Here is a 21555-nt window from a genome sequence, read left to right on the forward strand (position 1 = left end):
CGACGTGACCTCTGCACCCACCACGGCCGGCGCGGCCCGGGCAGCCCTCGCGCTGGCGCGGTCGGATGCGCCGCCGGGTCCGCGCACCACCGCCGCGAGCGGCACAGTGTGGACCACGCGGCCTCGCACAGCGGCTGCACCCGGCATCGACCGGCTGTTGAGACTTTCTCTCGCCGCGCTGCCCGGCGCCAACGGCAGGCTGCGCGGGGTTCCTTCGGCGGGCGCGCTGCACCCGGTCGACGCCCACCTGCTGGTCGGCGGCGGCACGACGGGCGGGCTGTGGCCGGGGCGGTACGCCTACGATCCGGAGAGCCATCGCCTGCACCGGCGTGGTCCCGCCCCCGCGGACCCTCCCGAGGACACCCTCGTCGTCCTCACGGTCAACGCCCGGCGTACCGCATCGCACTACGGGCATCGCGCGCTGCCGCTATTGCTTCTGGACGCCGGTCACGCGGTCGCGGGGCTGGTGCAGGCGGGGGCGGCGCAGGCGTGCCTGGACGCCGACGGCGACCTGCTGTCCGCGGCCGCGGGCCTGCCCGCTGCCGCCGACTGGCAGCGGACCTGGACCGGGACGCAGCCGCAACACCCTGTTGCCGCCGTCGCCCTGGGGGCGCACCCCGGAGCGGCGCGCAGAGCCATGGAGCGCTGGGCGATGTGGGGCCTCGGGTCGGCACCGCTGGCGCAGGCCACCCCCGACGGCGTGTCGCCCGCGTTGAGGCAGGCCCGGCGTGCCCTGAACGAACTGGTGGCGACGGGCGGCCCGGGGGAGTGGGTCCCGACACCACGGGCGGTGTCCGACACGATCCTGAGGCGTCGGCGCAGCGCGCCGGGGCCGCTGAGCGGTGCGCCCACGCCCCGCGAAGCGGCCCACGTGCTGGCACGCGCCGCGCGGGCGTGGCCCGCCGGGCCGAAGTGGTGCGTCGCCCTGGGCGGGGAGCAGCCGGCGCTGCTCGAACTCGCCCCCGCCGAAGGCCGCGCCGCCGACTGCGCAGGCCAGGCCGACGCCGTGTACAGCGGGGACCCGGCCGACGCCGTGCACAGCGAGGACCCGCAGAGCGGCCCCGCTCTGCGCGTGCTCGCGTCCGGGGACGCCCGGCCCACGCTGGCCGCCTGGGCCGCGGGCCAGGGATGGATCGCCGATGCCGGAGCGGTGCTCCTCGCGTACGGCTGCCCGCAGGACGCGGACGCGGCCCGCATCCGCCGCGATCACCTGGCGGCCGGGCTCGGGGTCGGCCTGGCCCAGTCGGCGGCCACGGAGCGCGGTCTGCGCTCGCGCCCGGTCGGGTCCTGGCAGCAGGCCGACCTGGGCGCCGCGATCGGAAATGAGCACGGCCGGGACTGGATCGTGCACGGACTTGTCATGGGAAGAGGCGACCACCATTGATGCTGCATCCGGAGCTGACGCGCGCCGCAGGGGCCGCGCGCGGCGCACTGCTCGGGGCGACGGCGCTGCTCGGCGCGGTGGCCGCCGCCCACCTCGCCCAGGCGGTGCTGCTCGCCGTGGCCCTCTCCGCCATCGCCCGTGGCGACACCGGCGACCTTCCGGCGCTGATGGGAGCGTTGCTCGCCGTCGTCGTCGCCCGCGCGGGGCTCGGCTGGTGGCAGCGGCGCACGGCCGTCAGAGCCGGTTCACAGGTGCGGATCCAGTTGCGCGACTCGCTGCTGGAACGACTCGGCCGACTCGGCCCGGGACACCTGCGCGGTGCGCGCGTCGGAGCTGTCCGCGCCACGCTCGTCGACGGCGTCGAGGGAGTGGACGCGTACGTCTCCCGTTACCTGCCGCAACTTCTGATCACCTGCGTGGTTCCGCCACTGCTGCTGATCGCCGTGGGCGTCATCGAACCTTACGCGCTCCTCGCCCTCGTCCCGGCGCTTCTCTTGGCCCTCCTCGCACCCCGTTGGTGGGACCGGGTCCTGGCACGCCGCGGGCGCGAGCACTGGGACACATACGAAGAGCTGGCCGCCGACTACCTCGAAGCACTGCAGGGCATGGCCGCCCTGCGCGCGGCCGGCGCCGTCGGACGGACCCGTGAGCGCCTGGAACGCCGTTCGTCGGCTCTCCACCGGGCCACCGTCGCGAAACTCCGCGTCTCGCTCGTCGACACCGGACTCACCGACCTCGCGATCCAGGGCGGGACGGCGGCCGCGGCGCTGGTGGCCTGCGCCTCGGCGCTTTCCCAGCACGGGACGGCCACCGGCACCTACCTGCTGCTCATGCTGTCCGCGGAGTGCTTCCGTCCCGTGCGCGACCTCTCCCGGGAATGGCACGCCGGCTATCTCGGCGTCTCGGCCGCGGACGGCATCGCCGAACTGCGCACCGCCCGGGGCGGCGTACCCGACGAGGGGCGGGAGAAGGCGGACTGGGCCGACGCGCCGGACCTCGTGTTCGACGACGTCACCTTCCAGTACCCGAACGCCCGGCATCCGGCGCTGGACGGCGTCTGCTTCACCGCCGAGGCCGGGCGGACCACCGCGGTGGTCGGGCCATCCGGTGCGGGAAAGTCCACACTGCTGTCTCTGCTGATGCGCCACAGCGACCCCCAGCGGGGCAAGTTGCTGGTGAACGGCGTGGACACGGCCCGCTACACCCTCGAATCCCTCCGGCGGGGCATCGCCGTCGTATCGCAGGAGACGTACCTCTTTCACACCACCGTCGCGGACAACCTCCGCCTGGCCCGCCCCGATGCCACCGGGGACGAACTGAGGCGGGCTGCCCGGGCCGCGGGCATCCACGACGAGATAGCCGCCATGCCGGACGGGTACCGGACCGTGGTGGGGGAGCGCGGTGCCACGCTCTCGGGTGGCCAGCGCCAACGACTCGCTCTCGCTAGGGCGTTGCTCGCGGATGCGCGCGTACTGGTGCTCGACGAGGCGACCAGCGCGGTCGACGAACGGGGGGAAGCCCGTATCGGAAAGGCCCTCGCCCTGGCCGCCCGCGGGCGCACCTGCCTCGTCGTCGCTCACCGCCTGGACTCCGTACGCGACGCCGACCGGATCGTCGTTCTCGACGGTGGCCGGGTCCGGGCCGTCGGCGACCACAACACCCTCATGGCCGGTGGGGGGCTCTACGCCTCACTGGTCGAGGCCGGACGGATCAAGGAAGCGGGACACGAGGCATGAAACCACTCGACGCCACGCAGCGCGACGCCACCCGGCTCGATGCCACGCAGCGCGGAGCCCTGCGGGGGCTGCTGTCCGCGCTAGACGCCCACAGGATCATGGTGGCCCGAACCTGCGCGGCCGCACTCGTCGACCAGGCCGCACTGGTGGCTCTGGTCACGCTGGGCGCTCATACCGTTGGCTCCGCAGTCATCGAGGGCACAGCGCCCTCGGGCCCCACCATGTCGGCGCTTCTCGCGCTCGTCGTCATCAGGGCGCTGGCCACATGGCGCGAGATGGACCTCTCGCACGATCTCGCCTACCGGGTCCTCGCCGCATTGCGGGTACGGGTCTTCGACGGACTCGCCCGCAGCGCCCCGGCCCGCGTCGGCGGTCGGCGCAGCGGTGATCTGGCTGCGACCGCCATGGGAGACGTTGAGGCCCTGGAGTTCTTCTACGCCCATGCGCTCGCCCAAATCGTCGCATCGGCAGCGGTGTTCGGGGCGGGCACAGTCGCGCTGGCCTTCGTCGAGCCGCAGCTGCTGCTCGCCGTGCTTCCCGTCGCGGCGCTGCTCGTTTCGGCGCCGCTCCTGGAAGGCAGCGGTCGTACCGGACGGGGAGCCAGGACGCGGACGGCGGCCGCCGAACTGTCGGCGCAGGCCGTGCAGACGGTGGACGGCCTGCGCGAACTGCTGGCCTTCGGGGCCCTGCGCGAGAGGCGGACCCGTCTCGCCGCCGCGGGCACCGACCTCGCGGACGCGCAGCGCGCCGAGCAGTCGTGGGAGGCGGGCGCGGCCGCGGCGCGCGATGGGCTGGTGGTCGCGGCCGTGGCCGGCGTCGTGGCGACGGCCGCCGTGGCCGTCGCCGCCGGGCGGCTCGACGGCGCCTGGGCTCCGGCTGCCATGGCATTGGCTCTCGGCACCCTGGCGCCGGTGGCCGACTCCGCCGCATCACTTGGGCAGGCGGGCGGGCTGCGGGCGGCGGCCGCCAGGGTCGGCGCGGCGATCAAGGCGCCGGCGGGTGCCCCCGAGCCCGCCTCGCCGAGGGCCGTACCGGACGGGCCCCTGGGCGTACGGCTGCGCGACGTCCGCTTCGACTACGGCGGCTCCACCGTCCTCGACGGGCTCGATCTCACCGTACGAGCGGGAGAAACCGTCGCACTCGTGGGAGCGTCCGGGGCCGGCAAGTCCACCTGCGCTCACCTGCTCGCGCGCTTCTGGGACCCGGCCCACGGGGAGGTGGAGCTCCTGCCGGGCGACGGCTCGGCCCCTGTGGACCTGCGGGAACTGGCCGAGGGAGACATGCGGCGTGCGGTGGCAGTGGTCGGTCAGGAAAGCCCCCTCTTCCACGGCACCCTGGCGGACAACCTCCGTCTCGGTACGCCGGAAGCGACCGATGCCGAGCTGGACGCCGTGGTACGCAGCTGCGGAATCGACGCATTCGCCGAGAGCCTGGAGCTGCGGATCGGCGAACGCGGTACGACGCTCTCGGGCGGCCAGCGCGCCCGGATCTCACTCGCCCGTGCGCTGCTGGGCAACCCCCGCGTGCTGATCCTCGACGAGACCACCGCTCACCTGGACACGGCCTCTGACGCCGACCTGAGCGCGGCGCTCACGGCCGCTAGCGCAACACGCACCACACTGTGGATCGCTCACCGCCCGGCGACCATGCGCCGGGCCGACCGCATCGCGGTGCTGGCGTCGGGGCGTATCGCGCAGGAAGGGACATGGGAACAACTCGTCAACGGGGGAGGCGCGGGAGGCGCCTTGGGTGACGTGGTGCTCCCCGAGCCCGCCGGAGCGCCTGTGTGGGGAACGAGCGAGGCGCACCAGCACCCGAGCGCCCCGTAGCCGCGTGATCCGCCGAAAGGCTCTGCGGGCGGCGCGGCGGGGGCGGCCAGCCTGCCCCGCGTCACCCGATGGCTGCCGCCCTCACGCACAGCACGTCCGGCAGATGGGAGGCGAGCTGCTGCCAGCTGTCCCCGTCGTCCGCGCTGGCGAAGACTTCGCCGTTGCGATTGCCGAAGTACACCCCGGCCGGATCGGCGTTGTCCGTGCGGAGCGCGTCGCGCAGCACCGTGCCGTAATGCGCCTCCTGCGGCAGCCCGGCGGACAGTGGCTCCCAGTTTCCGCCCGCGTCCTCGGTCCGGTAGACCCGGCACTGGTTGTCGGCGGGCACCCGGTCGGAGTCGGCGGTGATGGGGAAGAGGTACGCCGTGTCCCCCCGGTGCGGGTGCGCCGCAGCGGCGAAGCCGAACGTCGAGGGCAGCCCGGCGCCGATGTCCGACCAATTGGCCCCGGCGTCGTCGCTGCGGAACACGCCCCAGTGGTTTTGCAGATAAAGCCGGTCCGGATCGGCCGAGTCCTGGGCGATCTTGTGCACGCACTGCCCGAACTCCGGGTCGGGGTCGGGCAGGAACACCGCGGAGACCCCTTTGTTGGACGGCGTCCAGCTCTCCCCGCCGTCCAGCGAGCGGAACACCCCGGCCGTGGACACCGCGACCGTCACGGCCCTCGCGTCCCGTGGGTCCGTCACGACGGTGTGCAGCCCTTCGCCGCCACCGCCGGGCATCCACTGGGAACGTGTCGGGTGCTCCCACAACGGTCGCACGAGCTCGAACGACTCACCCCGGTCCTCGGAGCGGAACAGCGCCGCCGGCTCGGTGCCCGCGTACACGACGTCGGGGGCCTCAGGCCCGGCCGGATGCAGCTGCCAGACCCGTTCCAACGATGCCCCCGTGAACTGCGGGAACTTCACCGCCGGCTGGCTCGGCTCGACCCAGGACGCGCCCAGGTCGTCCGAGTGGAACACCGAAGGCCCCCAGTGCGCACTGTCCCCGCCGACGAGCAGCCTCGGCACCTCCCGTCGAGTGTCGATGGCGACGGAATACACGGCCTGCGCATTGAAATGCGGTCCATCGAACTCCCAGGCGCCACCGCGCCTCCGGCCGATGAAGAGCCCTTTTCGTGTGCCTACGGTGAGCAGTACGTCGGTCATGGCCGACACCTCCAGGACGCCGTTGTCTCAGATACGGGCCAGTGTGCACCCCACCACTGACAGCCGCTCCGTAGAACCGCGCGGCACGCCTCAGTCGTGGCGGCGACAGCGAGCAGAGCTACCTGGTGCTGGGATCATGGTGGGCGTGACCGGGGCCGCTGAATCCGGCCACGAACACCAACCGTCGGCGCGCACGCCCGACGAGCACGAGGAGACGCGATGTCGGACATCCGCCTGAACACGCCGGATCACGCGGAGGCCCGGATGGAGGTCACCACAGGCCCGGCCGCGCACGCGCAGGCGGGGCAGGTGCACATCGCTGCGCGCGGCAGCCAGTACGTGGCCTTGGTCGCCACCCCGGCGCAGGCCCGCGAACTGGCCGCCGCGCTCGTTCGCGCGGCCGGTGAGGCCGAGGCGCAGGCTCTGGACACGTACCCCACCGTCTCGGCGGGCGAACTGCGCCGCGGAGATGTACGCAGCGGTGAGCGGCCGATCACGGTGGACCGCGTCAGGGTCGACGGCGACACCGCCCATGTCACTTGGACGTCCGACGTCGGGCGGCACTGGACCCAGAGCTACCCCGCGGACAGCCGGATCAGCCTCCGGCGCCGCGCGTAGCCGGGGCCTGCGAGCCTGCGGCCCCTCGGCACCGGCTGTGCCCCTGGCGGCCCGGTTGTTGCTGGGTGAACGTACCTGCTCTTACGGCCTGATCCGCCCCCTATCGCGCACCAGGCCGTAAGCCTGCTTCCGCCGTGCTGGCCGAGCACCGGAGCCCCGGACACAGGCGTCACTGACAGAAGAGGTGGGTGGCCGACCATGGGACCACTGGTCCCGGCCGTGACCAGGGCGCTGGACATCCTGGAGCTGTTCCTGGAAGCCGACGGCACCCGTCTGTCCGTACGGCTCGGTCACCGGTCGAGGCCATAGCCGCTGCCGGGACCGGCGGCCCCGGCAGCGGCACGCCGGCGTCTGTCAGACGGAGCGGTGGTACTGCTCGGGCACGTGTACGTCGCCGCCCAGTTCCCGCGCCGCCTGCCGGGCCCAGGACGGGTTGCGGAGCAGTTCGCGGCCGAGGAGTACGGCGTCCGCCTCGCCGTTGGCGAGGATCTTCTGCGCCTGCTCCGGCTCAGTGATCATGCCGACCGCGGCCACGGGCAGCCCCGCCTCCGCACGTACACGCGCCGCGAACGGCACTTGGTAGCCGGGGCCCGCCGGGATGCGGACCCCCGACGCGTTGCCGCCTGTGGACACGTCCAGCAGGTCCACCCCGTGCCCGGCGAGCAGCCCGGCGAAGCGCACGGTGTCGTCCGCGGTCCAGCCGTTGGCGTCGAGCCAGTCGGTGGCCGAGATCCGGAAGAACAGCGGCAGTTCTCCGGGCCACACCGCGCGCACCGCGTCGACGACCTCCAGGGCGAACCGGGTCCGGTTCTCGAACGAGCCGCCGTACTCGTCGGTGCGGTGATTGCTGTGCGGGGAGAGGAACTCGCCGATCAGGTAGCCGTGGGCGCCGTGCACCTCGACGACCTCGAAACCGGCGGCCAGTGCGCGCCGGGCCGCGTCCGCGAACTGCCCGACGATCTTCTTGATCTCCGCGACGGACAGCTCGTCCGGTACCGGGTGCCCTTCGGCGAACGCGACCGGGCTCGGACCCGCTGGCTGCCAACCCCCGGTGTCCTCGCCGATCGGTGCGCCGCCCAGCCATGGACGCTCCGTGGAGGCCTTGCGTCCCGCGTGGGCGATCTGGATGCCGACGATCGTGCCCTGGCTCTTGAGGAAACGGGTGATCCGGCTGACCGCCGCCACCTGGGTGTCGTTCCAGATGCCCAGGTCGTACGGGCTGATCCGGCCCTCGGGGCTGACCGCTGCAGCCTCCAGGAGGATCAGGCCGGTACCGCCGGCCGCGCGGGCCGCGTAGTGAGCGAAGTGCCAGTCGTTCGCCGTGCCCGCCCCTGGCCCGGAGGCCTCGGCGCTGTACTGGCACATCGGAGCCATCCAGACCCGGTTCGAGGCGGTCAGCGAACGCAGGGGGTACGGCTCGAACAGGTTGCTGCTCACGGTGGACTCCATTCACGACGGTGCCGGGGAACGTGTCGTACGATACTCATCGTAGTACGGTGAATGTCAAACTATGAGGGTCCTCGTACAATGAAGCTTCCTGACGTTCCCCAGACCGCCCCGGACGAAGTGGAGCCGCCGTGACCACGGTTGCGAACACGCGTGAACTCGCGCACCCCACGTGTGACGAGATCCGACTCGAAGGCGTCCTGCACGCGCTCTCCGACCCGATGCGCCTGCTGATCGTGCGGGAGATGGCTGTGGCCGAGACCGAACTTCCGTGTTCCTTCTTCACCCTCCCCATCACAAAATCCACGACCACCCATCACTTCCGCGTGTTGCGCGAGAGCGGAGTGATCCGCCAGGTCTACCGGGGTACGGCCAAGCTCAACGGCCTGCGGCGAAGCGACCTGGACCTGCTCTTTCCCGGACTCATCGACCGCGTCCTCCAGGCGGCGGCCATGGAAGCGGACCGGCTCGGCACCGACGGCTGACCCGCCCCGCCCGGCCGTCATTCCCCGCCGCGTGCCGCTCCGAGCAGCCCCGCCCAGTCGTGGAGCTTCACAGACCTTCGCCCCAGCGAGGCCCCCAGTGCCGCCTCAGCCGCCTCGATCGCACGCCAGTCGTTCCACGCCACCGGCCGCAGCCCGGAAGCCCGCAGCCCGTCCAGCGGCTCGTGGTCGAGCGGGCGGCGGGCGAGCGCGGGTGCGTCCGCGAGAAGCGAGGCCACCGTCTCCTTGGCGCACGGCCGGTTGGTGCCGATCACACCGGTCGGCCCCCGCTTGATCCACCCCGCCACGTACTCGCCCGCGGACGGCGCGCCCTCCCGCAGGACGCGCCCACCCGCATGCGGTACGGTCCCGCTTGCCGCATCGAACGGCAGCCCGGCCGGCGGCGTACCGCGATACCCGACCGATCTCAGCACCAGCCCCGTCTCGATGTCCTCGTACGTCCCGGTGCCGCGTACCCCGCCGCGGCCGTCCGGCGCCGTGCGCTCGAACCGCACGCCGGCGGCCCTCCCGTTCTCCTCCAGCACCTCTACCGGGCGCAGGAAGAACCGCAGGTGGATACGGCGCTCCTGGTCCGCTTCGCTGCCCGCCGCCCACCCCCGCAGCACCTCGACGTTGCGCCGGTTCACGGCCGGCAGGGCGGCGGCGGTCTCAGGGAGGGCGTACGCCGGATCGCGGGCCAGTTCCTCGCGCCGTACCACCACCGCGGCCCCGGGCAGCGAGCCGAGTTCGCGGAGCTCCTTGGTGGTGAACTTCGCCTGCGAAGGCCCGCGCCTGCCCACCATGTGCACGTCGCGCACCAGGCTGCCCGTCAGCACGTCCAGCGCCGGCTGGGGCACATCGGTGGGCCGCAGTTCCTGGGCGCCTCGCGCCAGTACCCGTGCCACGTCCACCGCCACATTGCCCACCCCGATCACGACGGCCGACGAGGCGCGCAGGGTGAAGCGCCCGGCGTCCGCGTCCGGATGGGCGCTGTACCAGGACACGAAGTCGGTCGCCGACCAGCTGCCGGGCAGATCCTCGCCCGGAATGCCCAGCCTGCGGTCCGCCGCAGCCCCGACGCAGTACACCACCGCGTGGTACAGCTCCAGCAGCCGCGCGCAGGTCACTCCTCGTGCGCCGACCTCCGCATGGCCGACGAAGGTGATCCGTTCGTCCTCCAGCACGGCGCGCAGGCTGCTCTGGAGCGACTTGATCTTCTCGTGGTCCGGTGCGACGCCGTAGCGCACCAGTCCGTACGGACAGGGCAGTCGGTCCAGAACGTGCACCCGCACATCGGGCACCGCGCTCTGCTGAACCAGGGCCTGCGCACAGTAGACGCCGCTGGGGCCTGAACCGACGACTGCGACTCGAAGCACGGCGGGGCTCCTTCCCGCGAGGTGCTTCCAGCATGGCACCAACGCCTTACGGCGTACACGTGTGCGTGCCGTCACGAGGCACGGGGCGGGCCGGGGATACGTTGCAACCGTGCTGGAAAGTAACGTTTTCCACGTTGATCACCACGCTGGGCCGAACGGTCCGGCGGCCCCCGCCTGGTTCAGTGTGCGGCTCTCCTTCGCCGACGGCGCCCGGATCGACGTTCTCGCCGCGGTGGCCGGAGACCGGCTCACCGTGGAGGAGGTACGCGCCGACGTTCCGCTCGGCGGCTTCACCGCGTCCCTGGAGTGGGCCGAGGAGCCGCTCGGCGGTGACTGCCGCGTCGTGGCCCAGGCCCCGCCCCGGCCGGCCGGCGGGTCGTACGCCAGCGGCGTGTACGACCAGGAGCCATCGCCCGTCAGGCGCGCCCGCCCGTCCTGGCCCGGCGGCCGCGCGGGCCGGCGCGTCGCCGCCCAGGCGTACAAGGCCGCCCAGCAGGCGGGGCAGGACCCGGTGCTCGCGGTGATGTGCGCGACGGGGCGCAGCCGGCGCAGGTCGCTCAAGCTGATCGCGAGCGCCCGCGACGAGGGGCACCTGACGCCCCGCCACAATCGGCGCTAGCCAACCACCGGGCCCCCGGGTCCGCCGCCCACGCCATGTCGCTCACGCCATGTCGCGCATCCGCCCGATCTCGGCGGTCTGCTGGGCGAGCACATCGGTCGCCATCTCCTCGACCTGGACGTTGTTGCCCTGCGAGAGGACCTCGGCTCCCATCTCGACCGCCCCCTCGTGATGAGTGATCATCAGCTGGAGGAAGAGCTGGTCGAATACCTTGCCCTTGGCCTCGCGCAGCTGGGCGAGCTGCTTCTGCGTCGCCATCCCGGCCATCGGGCCGTGCCGGTGCTCACCCTTGTGCTTGTCGCCGCCGTTGTTGTCCAGCCAGCCCCGCATCGCACCGATCTCCGGGCGCTGCGCCGCGGCGATCCGCTCCGCCAGTCGCTTGACCTGAGTCGACCTGGCCCGCTTCGGGGCGAGTTCCGTCATCACGAGCGCCTGGCCGTGGTGCTCGATCATCATCTGCGTGTACGAGAAGTCCGCCCCGTTGGGCGAGTTGTCCGGCAGCGCCCGCTTGGCCTCGTCCGCCGACAGCGTCTTCGCGGGCTCTCCCGGCTTGCCCGGCGCGACGACCGAAGGACCCGCGGCCGCCTTCGGCTCCGAGCCCTCGTCGCCGCCCGACCGGCAGCCGCCGAGGCCGAGTACGGCGATGACGGCGGTCGCCGTCACGAGAACGGTTCCTCGGGCGCGCGCGGGATTGCGGCGGATCAACACGGCGTCCTCCTGGAGTACATCGGGTGTTTGATGTCCGTTCTTAGCACGCCTTCGCGCAGCGGTGATCAGAAACTTTCATTACGTTGTCGTTGCCACCTGTTGAGATGTGCATGCAAACGACGATACTGCCGGGGTGTACGAACCGTTCAACTGCGAACGGACACAAGGGAGGACGCAGTGACCTCGTTGCACATCACCCGCGTGTGGCGCAGACGTCTTGGCGTGGCAGCAGCCGCAGCCGGGCTTCTCACCACGCTGCTGACGGCCGGTCCCGCGGCCGCGACCCCCGACCCCGGGGACGCGCCCGCCAAGCAGCAGCCCCTGACCACATCCGAGCAGGCCGAAGCCAGGGCCGCCATCAGGAGCGGCGAGATACCCGGCGTGGACGAGATCGTCCACAGCAAGAACATCGAGCACCTCGTGAACATCCCCAAGGACGCGATCAAGGGCACCAACTCGGACCTGGCGTTCCAGGGCAAGTACGCGTTCTCCGGAAACTACGACGGCTTCCGGATCTTCGACATCAGCAAGCCCAAGGCCCCGAAGACGGTCGCCCAGGTGCTGTGCCCCGGTGGGCAGAACGACATCTCCGTCTCCGGAGACCTGCTCTTCCTCTCCACCGACTCCTCGCGCAACGACAACTCGTGCGCCAGCACCTCGCAGCCCGCGACGGAGAAGTCGTCCTGGGAGGGCATGAAGATCTTCGACATCAGCGACATCAGCAACCCGAAGTACGTCGCCGCTGTCGAGACCGCCTGCGGTTCGCACACCCACACCCTGGTCCCCGAACGCCGTGACGTCTACGTGTACGTCTCCTCGTACTCGCCGAACGCGGCGTTCCCGGACTGCCGGCCGCCGCACGACGGCATCTCGATCATCAAGGTGCCGCGCGAGGCCCCCGAGCAGTCCGCGGTAGTGGACTTCCCGGTGCTCTTCCCGGACGGCGGAAACCCGGGCTCGCCCACCAACCCCGGCGTCTCGCAGACCACCGGCTGCCACGACATCACGGTCCTGCCCTCCAAGGACCTCGCCGCCGGAGCCTGCATGGGCGACGGCATCATCCTCGACATCGAGGACCCGGCGAAGCCGCGGGTCATCGACCGCGTCCAGGACAACGTCAACTTCGCGTTCTGGCACTCGGCGACCTTCAACCAGAAGGCCGACAAGGTCGTCTTCACCGACGAACTCGGCGGCGGTGTCGGAGCCACCTGCAACGAAGCCACCGGGCCGAACCGCGGCGCCGACGGCATCTACGACATCACCGGCAAGGGAGACAAGCGCAAGCTCGTCTTCAAGAGCTACTTCAAGATCGACCGTCACCAGGCGGCCACCGAGAACTGCGTCGCCCACAACGGCTCGCTGATCCCGGTCAAGGGCAAGGACATCATGGTCCAGGCCTGGTACCAGGGCGGCGTCTCGGTGTGGGACTTCACCGACTCGGCCAAGCCGAAGGAGATCGCCTTCTTCGAGCGCGGCCCGGTCAGCGCCACAGCCTCGGTCACCGCCGGTTCCTGGTCGGCGTACTACTACAACGGCTACATCTACTCCAACGACATAGCGAAGGGCTTCGACGTACTGAAGCTCAACGACAAGCGCACCGACGGCGCGAAGAGGGTCCGGCTGCCCGAGCTCAACGTGCAGACGCAGCCCGACTACCGCCGCTGATCCACCGTACGTACCCGCGTGCCGCCGGACGACTCCCCGCCCGGCGGCAGGCCGAGCTCCCAGTCCAGCCCGTACCGCTGGAACAGCTCCGCGCGGAGCCGCTCCCGAGGCATCGGTGCTCCGGGCAGGAGTACGGCGAACACCGCGCCCATCAGCAGCGCGCGCAGCAGCGGGTAGTCCACGTCGACGTTCCGTGATCCGTAGCGCACGACCGTGGCGCGCAGCAGCTCCGCGAGCCGTTGCTGCTCAGGGCACTGCACAAAACCCTCGGCCTGCAGGATGCCCGCCATGTGTGTACGCATCAGCACCGGGTGGTCGACGGCGAGCCCCAGGACGGCGTCGATCGCGCGGGCCAGCAGCTCGCGGCCGTCCTCGGTGCGCGGCTCGCGCTCCAGCGCCGCTTCGAGTGTGCGGTGCATCAGCCGGTGCACGGCCGACTGGAGCAGCTGGCGCTTGCCCGGGAAGTAGTACGACACCAGGCCGCGCGCCGATGCGGCCCGGTCCGCGATGTCGGCGAGCGTCGTCGCCTCGTACCCGCGCTCTCCGACGAGCTCCACCGTCGCCTGCAACAGGCGTTCGCGGGAGCGGCGCCGCAATTCTTCATTGACCGATGCGCTTCGCGGGGACATCCTGTAACTCCTGCGTTGACTGGCCCGTAGCCAATATACTCAGTCGTCCCACCTCGGGTGCCTCGCCGGGCCCGGTGCGTGGGCTGGTCGTCTGTATCCGGCGGCGCGGGGGACCGCCGGATACAGACGCGTTTCGCTGCCTGCACCCACTCGCCGCCGCCCTCTGTGTCACGGGTGTCAGTCCGCCAGCGCGAGCACCGGGCGCAGTCCGTGGGGCCGGTCACCGGGCGGCAGATGGTCCACGAAGTGCACCGCACAGCCCAGTTCCGCCGCGCCTCCGTCCGCGCGCCGGTCGTCGCCGACCATCACGACGTCGCGCGGCTCGTGGCCGAGCGCCTCGCAGGCGACGCGGAACAGCCGCGGGTCCGGCTTCTGGATGCCGTGCTCGTACGACAGGACGTACGCGTCCACCCACTCGCCGAGTCCGTGCGCGCGGAAGACCGGCCGCAGGTCCCACCCCACGTTGCTGACCACCGCGATGGCGACGCCCCGCCGCGCCAGCTCGGCCAAAACCTCGGCCGAGTCGGGGTACGGATGCCAGGCTGCCGGGTTCGTGTGGCGGTCGTACAGGGCGTCGTACAGGCGCGGGTGCGGCAGGGCGACCTGACGGGCGAGCCCGGTGTACGCGGCGCGATGACGCTCCGCACTCTGATCACGGGTCGCCCACAGTTCGGCGAGGTGCGGCGGCACCCGCCGTGGGGCGGCGCCGCCGGGCAGCGCGCCGCACTCCTCCAGCTGTCGTGCGTACGAGCTGAATGCGTTCTCGGGAACGTCGATTTCCGCCGAGTCGAAGGCTGCGCGCAGCCACACCGCTGTCGGCTCGATCCTGAGCAGCGTGCCGGAGAAGTCGAAGAGGACGCCGGTGACCGTCATACGGCGGATCGTTCTTGGGAAGCGGTCAGGCGACCGTAAGCCACTGCGGACGCGGCCACCACGGCCGCGCCCAGCAGCCAGCCACCGGCCACGTCCGAGGCCCAGTGCACGCCCAGATACAGGCGGGTGACGCCCACGCCCACGCCGGACACCACGCCCACCAACAGGACGGTGGCGCGCAGGCCGCGGCCCGCTCCGCGCACGGTGAGCAGCCACAGCAGCAGACCGAAAGTGACGACTGCGGTCATCGCGTGGCCGGACGGCCAGGATGCGAAGTGCGCGGAATCGACGGGGTCCTGCCACACGGGCCGCTCACGGCCCACCGCCCATTTCAGGCCCTGCTGTACGAGCGAGCCGACGGCGCTCGTCGCCGCGGCCCACAGTGCCAGGGTCCGTTCACCGCGCCACAGGAGCCATGCGAAGGCCAGGGCCACCAGGGCGCGCATCGTCCACGGGTCCCACACCCAGTCGGTCAGGATCTTGCTCGTCCGGGTGACCGCCGGGTGCCCGACCGCCGATTCGTGCAGTGCGTCCGCGACCGATCTGTCGAATGACATCAGGGGTCGCCATTCGAAAACGACCAACAGCAGCAGGACGACGGACAGCGCTGTGCACGCGACGACGCTGCGGCCGGGCACCGGAGCGGGCCGGCGGGACACCGGGGTGGGGGCGGGTGCTGGGTGGGGGGAGTGCATGCAAAGATCCTGCCCCAGGGCGCTATCCCAACGCGCTGAGACCCGGAACGAACGCCACCAGCAGCGGCACCGCGGGGACGAGGGAGGCGGCGGCCGTCAGCCGCAGCCGGCGGCCCGCCGTGAGCCGCGGCGCCGCCGCCAGGAGTCGGTCGACCCGCTGTGGCAGCTGTGCCTGCGGCGTCGGGCAGGGCCCGAACACACCGCGCTCCTCGCCCAGTTCGACCAGGGCCAGCGCGATCGTCAGCCGCCCGAAGCGCCGCGACGCCACATCGTCGGCCGCCAGCTCCACCAGCCGGTGCATCTCGTCGCGGAACGCCGCGAACACCGGAATCTGCGGGAAGCCGACCGCCAGCGCGGACGCGCAGTGCAGCAACCAGTCGTGCCGGGCTCGCGCATGGCCCTGCTCGTGGGCGAGTACGGCATCGAGCTGACGCCCCTTCAGGCGCCGCAAAGCCGCCGTGGTGAGGACCAGTTGCGGCGCCGACCCCGGCAGCCACCAGGCGTCCGGCCGCTCGCCCTCCAGAACGACGAGGCGGTCACTGCCGGCCTCCTCGCCGGGCAGCAGAGGCGAGCGTACGAGCAGCTCTGCGCGTCGTCGCCTGCGGTCCACACGGGTCCTGCGAATCTCCCGGGTCAGCATGGCAGCCGTCCAGCCCCCGCAGCACGCCAGCAGCACCGCGATGACGGCGGACCACGGGCCGTACGCGACCAGCGCGTACGCCTCCACCACGCCGTGCGGCGCGGGCGCGAAGACGTGCCCGCGCACGGCCTGCCAGGCGGCTGCCGCGCTGAACGTCATCGAAAGCCCGAAGCACAGCAGCACCGCAGCCACCACGCACTGCCACACCCACAGCGCCACCACGGGTTCGCGCTCCCGCCAGTCGGCGCGCGACAGGAGTCGCGGGGCCGCGACGGCGGCGACGACGCCGAGCAGCAGAAGGGCGAAGGAGACCGTCATGCGGCCAGCCTATGAGCGTGCCCCTACTCCCGGGTACGACCTGGCGGCGCAAGTGACGCAGGACACGGCCCTCACAGGGTGAGCAGCATCGCGATCATGGCGATGGCCATGGACAGCCGGCAGGCGAGCGCCAGCTCCGGCCGTGCACCCCAGGCGAGTGACCCGCCGCCGACGCCCGCCGGCCCCGCCGCGACGGTCCTCCCCGGTATCAGCCGTGCCCCGGAGGCCAGTACGAACACGGCGTAGTACAGCAGCAGCGCCCCGGTCAGCAGGGGCACCCCGCCCGCCGCGTACCCGGCGGCGGGGGCAATGTGCCCGGTGTGGCCGCTGCTGCCCGCCGGGCCCGCCACCATCACCAGCGCCATGTAGACCATCGCCAGCGAACCCACCAGGTGGTGCACATGGTGGGCCCCCGCGCTCGCCAGCCACAGCGCCCGCAGCGCGGCGGCACCGAAGACAGCCGTGTACAGCACCCAGCCCCACACCGGCGGTGCCACGACCGCGGCGGGCAGCGCCATCGCCGCCATGCCGAATCCCATCAGGGCCTCACCGCCGGCCCCCTCGCGGTGTTCCCCCCTGCCGCTGCGCAGGCGCAGCACGCAGTACGCGCCGGTCGCGGCGCACAGCGCCACGAGCAGCCAGCCGGACATCGCCTGTCCGTGCACGGCGTACCTCCCCGATCGACGGTGTCGTCCCGTCGATGCCCGCCGTCACAGGGGCGCATACGCGCGCGGGAGGGGTGCACGGAAGCACTCAGGGCGGTCAGCCGATGTCGCGCCGGCTCGACAGGGCCGCTTCGGCCAGGGGGCTGAGCGAGTCGACGTAGACGGTGTGGCCGATCGTCTGCCGCAGGACGAGCCAGCCCCGGTCGGCCAGCCGCCGGACCTGGCGCCGGGCGTCCTCGCCCAGCTCACCCGCCAGCTCGTCCTCGTGCGGCATGTTCCCCGCGTGCAGGTGCTCGCGGACACGGAGGACGAGAGCCTCCTCCTCGGCTGTGATGTTGAAGTCCACGGTTCGACGCTAAGCCCTCGTGTGAAGCCCCGCCTGCCGGTGCGTGCCGGGTGCGCGGTCCGGTGGGCCGACCCGGGCCTTCACCTCATGGCCGGTAGCGCAGGGGGTGGTCGTCAGGGATCTGCACGACGACGATCTCGCACCCGTCGGGATCGGCGATCCACATCTCGATCAGACCCCACGGCTCCTTGACCGGCGGCCGCGTCACGTCCACACCCGCGGTCGACAGTTCCGCGTACGCCGCCGCCGCGTCCGCGACCTGGAGCCACAGCCGGATCGAGGGGGAGGGCGGTACGTCGGAGCGGCCCGAGACCTCCAGGAAGCCGCCGCCGAGGAAGTACACCGTCCCGCGCTCGGGGCCGGTGCCGAACTCGCGGTAGACGGGCAGACCGAGGGCCTCGCCGTAGAACGCGCGGGAACGCTCGGGATCCGTGGGTCGCAGTAGCATCCTGCTGCTCAGTACATGCACCATGCACCCGGACCCTAGCGCGCGTTACGCTCGGGGCGCCCCCCGTCGCGGCGAAGATGTCGCCGCGAAGATGCCGCCACATGATGCCGCAGTAAGGATCTGGAGAGCGCCTCCCATGGAGACCACCCCGCTGGACGCCATCTCGCTGGACACCAACCAGCCTGCGGCCGCCGCGCGGCTCACCTACCGCGCAGCCACCGAAACCGACGCCGACGCGCTCGTCGCACTCGTCGAGTCGGCGTACCGGGGTGATGCCAGCCGGTCGGGATGGACCACCGAGGCGGACATCCTCGAAGGTCAGCGCACCGATCCCGCGGGCGTACTGGGCGTGATCAAGTCGCCGGACAGTCGGCTGCTGACCGTGGAGCGGGACGGGGAACTGGTCGCCTGCTGTCAGCTCGAACACCGAGGTACGGCCGCCTACTTCGGCATGTTCGCCGTCCGCCCCCAGCTGCAGGGTGCCGGCCTCGGGAAGCTGATCATCGCCGAGGCGGAGCGGACCGTGCGCGAGCTGTGGGGGGCGACCGAGATGCACATGACGGTGATTTCCGTACGGGACGACCTCATCGCCTGGTACGAGCGCCGAGGCTACCGCCGTACGGGCAGGATGACGCCGTTCCCGTACGGCGACGAGCGGTTCGGCATTCCGCAGCGCGACGATCTGCGCTTCGAGCTGCTGATCAAGCGCCTGGGCGACGGGCCCGTGACCGGCGTCTGACACATCCCGGAGGCCGCGGTGCGGCTACGCGGTGAAGCGCCCGGTGCGGCGGATCTCCGGGTAGTCGGTCGTCACCCCGTCCAGCTCCAGCGCCCGCGCCAGCCGCAGGTGGTCCTGCGTGTTCACCACCCAGCCGATGACGCGCAGCCCACGCGCGTGGGCGCGCTGCACGGTCTCCAGGGTCAGCCTGCGGATGTTCAGCGCGAGCGCGGGCGCGCCGACCGCCTCGGCCCGGTCCACCACGTCGTTGCCGTATCGGCTGGCGATCAGGACGGTCCGTACGCCCGGGACGAGTGAGGTGATCTCGGCCACCGCCTCGTCGTGGAAAGACGACACTTCCACCCGGGCTGCCAGATCGCGCCGGTGCATCACCTCGGCGAGTGCCCGCGCTGCCGCCGCGTCCTTGATCTCCGCCTGGAGCGGGGACTTCACGGCGTCCAGGACCTCCTCGAAGAGCGGGACGCGCTCGCCCTGCCCGGCGTCGAGCGCCCGCAGCTCGTCGAGCGTCAGCTCCGCGATCGCGCCCCGGCCGTCGGTCGTGCGGTCCACCTCGGTGTCGTGCATCACCACGAGCGCGCCGTCCTTGCTCAGGTGCAGGTCCAGCTCGATGGAGTCCATACCGGCCTGCTCGGCGCGGATGAAGGAACGAAGCGTGTTCTCCGGCTCGACACCCATGACCCCGCGGTGCCCGATGGTGAGGAAACTCAAGGCGATCTCGCTTCCGTCGACGGCGGCTCCACGGCAGCCTAACGGCCTGCTTCCCGTAAGGAACCCGTTTGGTCGCCACTGCCCATGGAGTGCCCGCGCAGTGCCCGCGCAGTGCCTGTGGAGCCGGGCAGGGACAGACAGAACCGATCGCCGTTCCGTCCCGCCGCAGGAAGAACGGCGGCAAAAATAGGGGATCGGCAGGATAATTTACTGGGCCCCCCTTGAGGGGAGGAGTCAAAGACCGATACGGTGCCTTGACGCGAGGTTCTCCCGTAGAGGAAGTGACATGACGGAAATTCTTGTGCAGGACACAGTCGCCGACTGCATATCCGGTGCCCGGCGCGTGGTCGAGCACTCTGCCTGGTCCGAGCTCAAGAATGCCGTGGAGGTGATCAGGGTCTGGCAGTCGGCGGACGGCTCCATCGACTTCGACGCCGAAGACGCCCCTTCCCGGGCCGTCGCCGACGCGACGCTGGCCCGGGTGGCCGACGCGGTCACCGAGCTCGCGCCGCTGCTGGAGCACGACGCCGCGTACCACCACGCCCTCGTAGCCGACCTCCGTAAGTGGGCCCGCGACGGCTTCGCCGTGCCCGACTTCCTGGACTCGCTGCTCGCCTTCCAGCCCGCGCGGCAGCGGTCCGACGGCCGTCAGCACCTGGTCGTCTTCCCCATGTACACGCAGAACGGCAACCCCGACCGCAATCTCGAAGCGGTCGTGCTGCGGATGGTCTGGCCCGAGTGGCTCTCCGAGCTGGAGAGCACCCGGTACGACAACCCGCTCTTCCTCGGCATCACCTTTGAAGACTTCACCGCCGGGTACGACACCCACTCCGCGGTGCTCTTCCCGGAGACGATCGCGGTCCGCGAGGCCCCCGAGCGGTTCAGCTGGGGCGGCATCTTCTGCGACCGCGAGGCGGCCCGCTTCCGTCGTGTCACCGAGGCCTCCGTGGACATCCTCGGTCTCGAACTGCCCGACGACATCAGCGACATGGTCTCCGACCAGGACCGCTGCCAGCAGGCCTTCGTGCTGTGGGACATGGTCCACGACCGCACCCACAGCCACGGCGACCTGCCCTTCGACCCGTTCATGATCAAGCAGCGCCAGCCGTTCTGGATGTACGGCCTCGAAGAGCTGCGCTGCGACCTCACCGCCTTCAAGGAGGCCGTGAAGCTGGAGGCCGAGGGCAACGCGCACGGCCGTGACGTGCAGTACGCCGTGCTGTTCGACCGGATGTTCCGCTTCCCGGTCAGCGGCGACCGCGTCCGCAACTACGACGGACTCGGCGGCCAGCTGCTCTTCGCGTACCTGCACAAGCACGACGTGGTGCGCTGGACCGACAACACCCTGAAGATCGACTGGGAGCGTGCCCCCCAGGTCACCAACCAGCTCTGCGCCGACATCGAGGACCTCTACCGGGCGGGCATCGACCGCCCCAAGCTCGTCCACTGGTTCGCCGCGTACGACCTGGTCTCGGCCTACCTCGCACCCCACCCCGGCTCCCGCTGGGCCAAGGGTCCCGACGCCCTCGATCTGTCGCTGCCGCCGCGCAAACTCGTAGACGATGTGCTTCCGGACGAGTTTCCGCTCAGCATGTTCTATGAGGCGCTTTCCAAGAAGCTGAAGAACGTGATCGCCTCCACCAAGGGGATCACCGCGGCGAGTGCTGAGCGGGTGGCCGCGTGAGCCCTCGCGCCAGGGAGGCGACGACCATGAACTCAGGCATCAAGAGCAACGGCAACGGACCGCTGGAAGGCGCCGTGGTCGCGGTGGCCGGAGCGGCCGGACCGGCGGGCCGGACCACCCTGCTCCGGCTCGCCGAGGCGGGTGCGACCGTGGTCGGCTCCGACGCGGACGCCGCCCGCCTCGCCGAAGCCGTCGACGCCGCGCGATACGCCCACGGCGGCGCCACCGTCACCGGCGACACCGTCGACCTCCTCGACCTGGAGGCCACCCGGGACTGGGCCGCCAAGACCGAGAAGGAATTCGGCCGCATCGACGGCATGGTCCACCTCGTCGGCGGCTGGCGCGGCAGCGCCACGTTCGCCGAGACCGACCTGGCGGACTGGGATCTGCTGGAGAAGCTGCTGATCCGTACCGTCCAGCACACCTCCCTGGCCTTCCAGGCACCCCTGCAGCGCAGCGACCGCGGCCGGTACCTGCTCATCAGCGCCGCCGGTGCGTCGAAGCCGACCGCGGGCAACGCCGCGTACTCCGCGTCCAAGGCAGCCGCCGAGGCGTGGACACTCGCGCTCGCCGACGCGTTCCGCAAGGCGGGGGGCGATGACGGGCCGCGCACCGCGGCTGCCATCCTGGTCATCAAGGCACTGGTGCACGACGCGATGCGCGCCGAGCGCCCCAACGCGAAGTTCGCGGGTTTCACGGACGTCAAGGAGCTGGCCGACGCCATCGCCGGCGTCTGGGACCAGCCCGCCCGGGAAGTGAATGGACAGCGCCTGTGGCTGACCCCCAAGCCGTGAACCCGG

22 protein-coding genes are annotated in these 21555 nt (G+C 71.6%); 10 read left to right on the plus strand and 12 right to left on the minus strand.

The window, feature by feature from the left end; translation table 11 throughout:
- The first annotated feature begins 4 nt into the window (after positions 1-4).
- The 3 genes from ACU6WZ_RS27060 to ACU6WZ_RS27070 are packed head-to-tail and all read left to right on the plus strand — an operon-like array spanning position 5 to position 4949.
- Positions 5-1384, plus strand: a complete 1380-nt coding sequence (locus ACU6WZ_RS27060; RefSeq protein ID WP_447030796.1) for a nitroreductase — start codon at positions 5-7, stop codon at positions 1382-1384.
- Positions 1381-3120, plus strand: a complete 1740-nt coding sequence (locus tag ACU6WZ_RS27065) for an ABC transporter ATP-binding protein/permease (protein ID WP_447030797.1) — start codon at positions 1381-1383, stop codon at positions 3118-3120. Before ACU6WZ_RS27060 ends, ACU6WZ_RS27065 begins: the two co-directional genes overlap by 4 nt.
- Positions 3117-4949, plus strand: coding sequence for an ABC transporter ATP-binding protein (locus ACU6WZ_RS27070; RefSeq protein WP_447030798.1), 1833 nt, complete (start codon positions 3117-3119; stop codon positions 4947-4949). Before ACU6WZ_RS27065 ends, ACU6WZ_RS27070 begins: the two co-directional genes overlap by 4 nt.
- A gap of 61 nt (positions 4950-5010) precedes the next feature.
- Here the strand turns inward: ACU6WZ_RS27070 and ACU6WZ_RS27075 are convergent, their stop codons facing one another.
- Positions 5011-6096, minus strand: a complete 1086-nt coding sequence (locus tag ACU6WZ_RS27075; protein ID WP_447030799.1) for a WD40/YVTN/BNR-like repeat-containing protein — start codon at positions 6094-6096, stop codon at positions 5011-5013.
- A 219-nt stretch (positions 6097-6315) separates the two neighbouring features.
- On the opposite strand from ACU6WZ_RS27075, the gene ACU6WZ_RS27080 reads away from it, so the two are divergent.
- Positions 6316-6714 carry a hypothetical protein gene (locus ACU6WZ_RS27080; RefSeq protein WP_447030800.1) on the plus strand — a complete coding sequence of 133 codons (399 nt, stop codon included), beginning with the start codon at positions 6316-6318 and terminating at the stop codon, positions 6712-6714.
- Between the two features lie 354 nt (positions 6715-7068).
- On the opposite strand, the gene ACU6WZ_RS27085 is transcribed toward ACU6WZ_RS27080, so the two are convergent.
- On the minus strand, positions 7069-8163 hold the full coding sequence (locus ACU6WZ_RS27085; RefSeq protein ID WP_447030801.1) for an NADH:flavin oxidoreductase/NADH oxidase: 1095 nt from the start codon (positions 8161-8163) through the stop codon (positions 7069-7071).
- A 128-nt stretch (positions 8164-8291) separates the two neighbouring features.
- On the opposite strand from ACU6WZ_RS27085, the gene ACU6WZ_RS27090 reads away from it, so the two are divergent.
- Positions 8292-8645, plus strand: a complete 354-nt coding sequence (locus ACU6WZ_RS27090) for an ArsR/SmtB family transcription factor (RefSeq protein ID WP_447030802.1) — start codon at positions 8292-8294, stop codon at positions 8643-8645.
- Between the two features lie 17 nt (positions 8646-8662).
- Here ACU6WZ_RS27090 and ACU6WZ_RS27095 read toward each other — a convergent pair whose 3' ends face one another.
- A complete protein-coding gene (locus ACU6WZ_RS27095) occupies positions 8663-10018 on the minus strand; it encodes an FAD-dependent oxidoreductase (protein WP_447030803.1) in 1356 nt (451 codons plus the stop codon).
- A gap of 109 nt (positions 10019-10127) precedes the next feature.
- On the opposite strand from ACU6WZ_RS27095, the gene ACU6WZ_RS27100 reads away from it, so the two are divergent.
- On the plus strand, positions 10128-10637 hold the full coding sequence (locus ACU6WZ_RS27100) for a DUF6214 family protein (protein ID WP_447030804.1): 510 nt from the start codon (positions 10128-10130) through the stop codon (positions 10635-10637).
- Positions 10638-10679: 42 nt separating this feature from the next.
- Here ACU6WZ_RS27100 and ACU6WZ_RS27105 read toward each other — a convergent pair whose 3' ends face one another.
- A complete protein-coding gene (locus ACU6WZ_RS27105; RefSeq protein WP_447030805.1) occupies positions 10680-11345 on the minus strand; it encodes a DUF305 domain-containing protein in 666 nt (221 codons plus the stop codon).
- A gap of 177 nt (positions 11346-11522) precedes the next feature.
- Between ACU6WZ_RS27105 and ACU6WZ_RS27110 the strand changes: the two genes are divergently transcribed.
- Positions 11523-13010, plus strand: coding sequence for an LVIVD repeat-containing protein (locus ACU6WZ_RS27110; protein ID WP_447030806.1), 1488 nt, complete (start codon positions 11523-11525; stop codon positions 13008-13010).
- Here ACU6WZ_RS27110 and ACU6WZ_RS27115 read toward each other — a convergent pair.
- The 7 genes from ACU6WZ_RS27115 to ACU6WZ_RS27145 form a co-directional block, all read right to left on the minus strand.
- Complete coding sequence (locus ACU6WZ_RS27115) at positions 12998-13639, minus strand: TetR/AcrR family transcriptional regulator (protein WP_447030807.1); 642 nt, start codon at positions 13637-13639, stop codon at positions 12998-13000. The two genes, ACU6WZ_RS27110 and ACU6WZ_RS27115, sit on opposite strands and share 13 nt — an antisense overlap.
- Positions 13640-13816: 177 nt before the next feature.
- Positions 13817-14512 carry an HAD family hydrolase gene (locus tag ACU6WZ_RS27120; RefSeq protein WP_447030808.1) on the minus strand — a complete coding sequence of 232 codons (696 nt, stop codon included), beginning with the start codon at positions 14510-14512 and terminating at the stop codon, positions 13817-13819.
- Entirely contained in the window at positions 14509-15207 is a 699-nt protein-coding gene (locus ACU6WZ_RS27125; RefSeq protein WP_447030809.1) for a phosphatase PAP2 family protein, read from the minus strand. Before ACU6WZ_RS27125 ends, ACU6WZ_RS27120 begins: the two co-directional genes overlap by 4 nt.
- A gap of 22 nt (positions 15208-15229) precedes the next feature.
- On the minus strand, positions 15230-16165 hold the full coding sequence (locus ACU6WZ_RS27130; protein ID WP_447030810.1) for a M56 family metallopeptidase: 936 nt from the start codon (positions 16163-16165) through the stop codon (positions 15230-15232).
- Positions 16166-16236: 71 nt separating this feature from the next.
- A complete protein-coding gene (locus ACU6WZ_RS27135) occupies positions 16237-16830 on the minus strand; it encodes a DUF5134 domain-containing protein (RefSeq protein WP_447030811.1) in 594 nt (197 codons plus the stop codon).
- 97 nt (positions 16831-16927) lie between these two features.
- A complete protein-coding gene (locus ACU6WZ_RS27140; RefSeq protein WP_447030812.1) occupies positions 16928-17176 on the minus strand; it encodes a hypothetical protein in 249 nt (82 codons plus the stop codon).
- 85 nt (positions 17177-17261) lie between these two features.
- The gene (locus ACU6WZ_RS27145) at positions 17262-17648 is read right to left on the minus strand and encodes a VOC family protein (protein ID WP_447030813.1); all 387 of its coding nucleotides are present in this window, start codon (positions 17646-17648) and stop codon (positions 17262-17264) included.
- A gap of 112 nt (positions 17649-17760) precedes the next feature.
- Between ACU6WZ_RS27145 and ACU6WZ_RS27150 the strand changes: the two genes are divergently transcribed.
- The gene (locus tag ACU6WZ_RS27150; RefSeq protein ID WP_447030814.1) at positions 17761-18363 is read left to right on the plus strand and encodes a GNAT family N-acetyltransferase; all 603 of its coding nucleotides are present in this window, start codon (positions 17761-17763) and stop codon (positions 18361-18363) included.
- A 24-nt stretch (positions 18364-18387) separates the two neighbouring features.
- Here the strand turns inward: ACU6WZ_RS27150 and ACU6WZ_RS27155 are convergent, their stop codons facing one another.
- A complete protein-coding gene (locus tag ACU6WZ_RS27155; RefSeq protein WP_447030815.1) occupies positions 18388-19071 on the minus strand; it encodes a glycerophosphodiester phosphodiesterase in 684 nt (227 codons plus the stop codon).
- A gap of 286 nt (positions 19072-19357) precedes the next feature.
- On the opposite strand from ACU6WZ_RS27155, the gene ACU6WZ_RS27160 reads away from it, so the two are divergent.
- Together ACU6WZ_RS27160 and ACU6WZ_RS27165 are read left to right on the plus strand one after the other, a co-directional pair.
- On the plus strand, positions 19358-20755 hold the full coding sequence (locus ACU6WZ_RS27160; RefSeq protein ID WP_447030816.1) for a DUF6421 family protein: 1398 nt from the start codon (positions 19358-19360) through the stop codon (positions 20753-20755).
- 26 nt (positions 20756-20781) lie between these two features.
- On the plus strand, positions 20782-21549 hold the full coding sequence (locus ACU6WZ_RS27165; protein ID WP_447030817.1) for an SDR family NAD(P)-dependent oxidoreductase: 768 nt from the start codon (positions 20782-20784) through the stop codon (positions 21547-21549).
- Positions 21550-21555 lie beyond the last annotated feature (6 nt).

The sequence above is a fragment of the Streptomyces hypolithicus genome, from assembly GCF_052934925.1.